Genomic DNA, 4,456 nt, shown 5'->3' with positions numbered 1-4,456 from the left:
GGCGCGCGGCGGGGTCGGCGTGCTCAGCGGCGGCGGGGCGCGGGGGTGAGCACCGGGTCGGTGCTCCCGCGCGGCGAGAAGGCCCGCAGGAACGTGGTCACCCCGGCGGTCACCGCGCGGTCCAGGGCGGCGTCGTCGACCGGGCGGGTGCCCAGCGCGGTGAGGGTGGGCAGGTCGCCGGAGATCAGCCCGAGGAACTGGCTCGCGGCGGTGACCGGGTCGTCGATGTCGAGGTATCCGCCGTGCGCGAGCCGGGCGAGCCGGCCCGCGAGTGCGTCGACGATCTGTACGGTCGCGCCCTCGCGGATCGTGTCGTACAGGTCGGGAAAGCGCGCGGCCTCGGCGTACACCAGGCGCTGGAGGGCCCAGCCCTTCTCGCCGGCCTGGCATTCCACCACGCGGTGCGCAATCGCGGTCAACCGCGGATGCAGGTCCTCGGCGTCGGTCGGGAACGCCTCCAGGGCGGCCAGGATCCGGCCGCGCGACTCGATCGCGGCCTCGATCATGACGGTGCGGAAGAGGTTTTCCTTGCCACCGAGGTGGTTGTAGATGGTCGGCTTCGACACTCCGGCCTCGGCCGCGATCGCGTCGATGCCCGCGAGCGTGTAGCCCTCGCGGGTGAAGACGGCCTCGGCGGCGGCCAGGATCGCGCGGCGTTTGTCGATCCGACCGCGCGTTGCGCCCTGCGCCGCGGCGGCGCTCGTCGCGCCGTGTGCCGTTGACCGTTTCGTTCCCTCGACCATGTTGCGACATTACCAGACGTGCTGTTAATTTTTACTCGTGAGTTTAGTTATCTGACCTAGCCGGTAACGTCTCGCCGGGAACCCCACCCGGCAACCTGGAGTCCTCCATGGCCGCCGCACCCCCCGATCCCGAAACCCGGATCGACGGACCCCTGCTCCGCCTGATGCTCGTGATGCTGCTCGGCGGCGTCATGGGCATCCTGGACACGACGATCGTCAACGTCGGCATCGACACCCTCGGCGCGCACTTCGACGCGCCGCTCAAGACCATCGAATGGGTCGCCACCGGCTACCTGTTGGCGCTCGCCGCGACCGTCCCCCTGGCCGGCTGGGCCGCCGAGCGCTTCGGCGGCAAGACCGTGTGGCTGGTGGGCCTGACCGTCTTCCTCGCCGGCTCCGCGCTCTCGGCCCTCGCGTGGAACGCGGAGAGCCTGATCGCCTTCCGCGTCCTCCAGGGCATCGGCGTCGGCGCGCTGGAGCCCACCTTGCTGACCATGTTGGCTCGCGCGGCCGGCCCCAAGCGGGCGGGCAAGATGATCGGCATCGTCGGCGCCGTGGTCACCCTGGGCCCGATCCTGGGCCCGGTGCTCGGCGGCGTGCTGCTCGAACACGCGAGCTGGCGTTGGATGTTCCTCATCAACCTGCCGATCGGCCTGATCGCGCTGGCGTTGGCGTACAAGGAGATCCCGGCGGATCCGCCGCGCGAAGGCGATCCGTCACCGCTGGACGCGCGCGGAATCGCGCTGCTGTGCCCGGGGTTCGCGGCGGTCGTGTACGGCCTGTCCCAGGCCGCGGGCGACAGCGGCTTCGGCGCCCCGCAGGTGATCGTGGCGCTGGTCGCGGGTGTGCTGCTGATCGCGGGCTACGTGGCGCACGCGCTGCGCGCCCGGTACCCGCTGATCGACGTCCGCCTGTTCGCCATCCGCGGCTTCGCGGGCGGCATCGGCGCGGTGTTCCTGACCGGGATCCTGCTCTTCTCGCTCCTGTTCCTGATTCCGCTCTACTACCAACTCGCCCGCGACCGCGGGGTGATGGCCGCCGGGCTGCTGCTGGTGCCACAGGGGGTCGGCGTGTGGATCGGCATGCCGATCGCCGGCCAACTGTTCGACAAGGTGGGCGCCCGGGCACTGATCCCGTTCGGCGGCGTGCTCGCCGCATTGGGCATCCTGGGCTTCTCGACCGCCGACGGCGGCACCAACACCGGGCTTCTGCTGGCCTATTCGGTGGTCACCGGCGCCGGCCTGGGCTTCGTCGGAGCTCCCGCGATGTCGTCGGTCTTCGGCTCGGTTCCCCCGGAGTCGATCCCCAGCGCGACGGCCGCCGTCTACCTCAGCAACCAGATCGGCGGCACCTTCGGCATCGCCGTGGCCGCCCTGGTCCTGCAAAGGCGCAGCGAGAGTCACGCGGTGATCGCGTCGTTCCAGGGCACCTTCGCCTACCTGATCGCAATCGCCGCCGTGGTCGGCGCCGTCGGCCTGATCCTGCGCAAACCGACTTCGGCCGCCGCCCCCGACCTCGTTCCCACCGAGCCGCAACCCGCCCACCAGGAGGTGTGAGCCCCGACTCGGCCGAAACGATCCCGGCGTCGAGGGGGCGATACCGGCTTCTCGACCCCTCGATTCCGAGGTCGTGTCGGGTGGCCGGGGTGGTCGAAGCGTCCCCTCCCGGGGTGTCTCCCTCGCCCGCCGGCTAGCATCCGACTATGCGGATGATGGATTCGAGTATCCGAATACGTGTCGACGCCCACGTCCACGTGGCCTCGGCGGATCGGGCGCGCTATCCCCTCGCGCCCTCGGGGGTCGGCAGCCCGTGGTTTCGCGCGGACGACGTCGGCACACTCGACCTCTTGGCCGCGCTCGACAGCGGGGGCGTGGAGCGGGCCGTCGTCGTCCAGGCGGTCGGGGCGTACGGGTACGACTGCGCGTACGCGATCGACAGCGTACGGGCCCACCCGGATCGACTCGCGTTGGTCGGGTCGGTGGACATGGACGCCGCCGATCCGGCCCGCGCGCTGTCGGTCCTGGCTCACGAGGCGGGTGAACTTCTGCGTGGGGTAAGGGTGTTCGGCGTGCACGGGCACGACCCGCGCTGGCTGGACGACGGCCGCGCCGACGACGTGTGGGCGCTCGCGGGCGACCTCGGCCTCAACGTCGTCCCGGTCCTGTTCCCCGCCGCGCTCGGCCGCCTCGGGGCGGTGGTGGCGAGGCATCCGGACGTCCCGGTCGCGCTCGACCACTGCGGCTTCGTCGACCTGTCGGACGGCGCGCCGTTCGCCGCGGCCGGCCCGCTTCTCGACCTCGCCGCGCTGCCGGCCGTCCGGGTCAAGGTGTCCTCGCACGTCCTCGAACTCGCCGCCGCCGCAGGCGATCCGGCCGACCTCGTCGACCGCTTGGCCGCGACCTTCGGGGCGCACCGCGCGGCCTGGGGGTCGGATCACCCGCAAACCACCGGGCACACGTATCCCGAGATGGTCGCCCTCGGCCGACACTCGGCCCGCCGACTCGCCCCCGCCGACCGGGAGAGCTTCCTCGGCGGTACCGCGCTCGCACTGTGGTGGCCGTCCGCATGAGGCCCCCTCGGCGGCTCCGCCTTGTGGCCTTTGATTTCGGCCGTGTTGGGCCGATTCGGCGAATATTTTCTTTCGGGCGTCCGGTTCGTGGCTTCGATCAGGTGCCCACCTCGCGGCGGATAGCGTGGTGACCATGACCGCTGATCGATCCTGGGGTTCGCCCGTGGACGACGTGGACGCGGCGTTGATCCGCCGGCTGACACGCAGTCCCCGGGAGTCGTACACCGACCTGGCGGAGGCGACCGGCATCTCGCTCGCGGCGGCCCGGCTGCGGGTGCGCAAGCTGATCGCCGACGGGGTCCTGGTGGTCGGCGGGCGGGTGGATCCGCGTCGGGTCGGCACGGGCGCGTTCGGCTATCTGTTCGTCGCGGTCGAAGGCCCCAGCGCGCCGGTCGCCGCGCGGATCGGCGCGTTGCCCGAGGTGGCTTTCGTGGCCGGCCTGGTCGGCGGTCTGGATCTCGCCCTGGAGGTGCGGGCGTCCTCGACGGCGGATCTGATGACGGTGACCGCGACGCTGCGCGCGCTGCCCGGGGTCGGCGACGTGCGGTCGTCGGTGGTGCACGAGTACGTCAAGCAGGACTGGTCCGGCCTGGGCGACCGTGAGCCACGCCCGTGGGTACGACCCACCGCGGGCAACGGCGAGGTCGGCGAGCCGGACGAGACCGACCGCCGGGTGGTGGCCGAACTGGTCGCCGACGGCCGGGTCACGTATTCGTCGCTCGCTCGTGAGGTCGGCCTGTCCCAACCGGCGGCGCGTGCCCGGGTCCAGCGACTCCTCGATTCGGGGCTCGTGACGATCGCCGCACACCTCGACCCCGGCGCGGCCGGCGTCGACACGTTCGGGGCGGTGGCCCTGACCGTCACCCGCCCGGCGGGCAAGGTAGCCGACGTGTTGGCCACGATGCCGGAGACCGTGTCGGTCGCGACCACGCTCGGCGCGTACGACGTGTTCGTGGAGTACTGGTCGTTCGGCGAACGGCACACGGGCGAACTGCTGGAACGCATGCGCGCGGTGGCCGGCGTACGGCGCCTGCGCTCGTTCGGGTACCTCTGGGTCGGCAAGGAGGACGCCGGCGGCGGCCCCCGGCTCGCGGACGCGGTGGGCGCCGGCGCGCAGGCGACCCGCGCACGGCGGGACGGCGGT

Annotated in this window: 4 protein-coding genes; 3 read left to right on the top strand and 1 reads right to left on the bottom strand. The window is 72.1% G+C overall.

All coding sequences use genetic code 11. The features are described from left to right. Positions 1–23: 23 nt before the first annotated feature. Complete coding sequence (locus tag GT354_RS27175; protein ID WP_161359015.1) at positions 24–743, bottom strand: TetR/AcrR family transcriptional regulator; 720 nt, start codon at positions 741–743, stop codon at positions 24–26. A gap of 107 nt (positions 744–850) precedes the next feature. Here GT354_RS27175 and GT354_RS27170 point away from each other — a divergent pair, with 107 nt between their 5' ends. From GT354_RS27170 to GT354_RS27160, 3 genes are all read left to right on the top strand, one after another. Beyond that, a complete protein-coding gene (locus GT354_RS27170) occupies positions 851–2,299 on the top strand; it encodes a DHA2 family efflux MFS transporter permease subunit (RefSeq protein ID WP_161359014.1) in 1,449 nt (482 codons plus the stop codon). A gap of 155 nt (positions 2,300–2,454) precedes the next feature. Next, positions 2,455–3,312: an amidohydrolase family protein gene (locus GT354_RS27165; RefSeq protein ID WP_161359013.1), complete on the top strand. Its 858-nt coding sequence runs from the start codon at positions 2,455–2,457 to the stop codon at positions 3,310–3,312. Positions 3,313–3,445: 133 nt separating this feature from the next. Continuing rightward, positions 3,446–4,456, top strand: a 1,011-nt coding sequence (locus GT354_RS27160) for a winged helix-turn-helix transcriptional regulator (RefSeq protein ID WP_161359012.1), incomplete at its 3' end; no start/stop codon positions are given.

It is taken from the genome of Streptomyces sp. SID3343, from assembly GCF_009865215.1.
In the GTDB taxonomy this organism is placed as follows: Bacteria; Actinomycetota; Actinomycetes; order Streptomycetales; family Streptomycetaceae; genus Embleya.
The sequence above is the reverse complement of the archived record's forward strand: the minus strand, read 5'-3'. Positions and strand labels throughout refer to the sequence as shown.

Excerpts from the sequence above, each read along its gene's own strand:
- GT354_RS27165 (WP_161359013.1), top strand. The coding sequence starts at position 2,455 with ATGGATTCGAGTATCCGAATACGTGTCGACGCCCACGTCCACGTGGCC.
- GT354_RS27170 (WP_161359014.1), top strand. The coding sequence starts at position 851 with ATGGCCGCCGCACCCCCCGATCCCGAAACCCGGATCGACGGACCCCTG.
- GT354_RS27175 (WP_161359015.1), bottom strand. The coding sequence starts at position 743 with ATGGTCGAGGGAACGAAACGGTCAACGGCACACGGCGCGACGAGCGCC.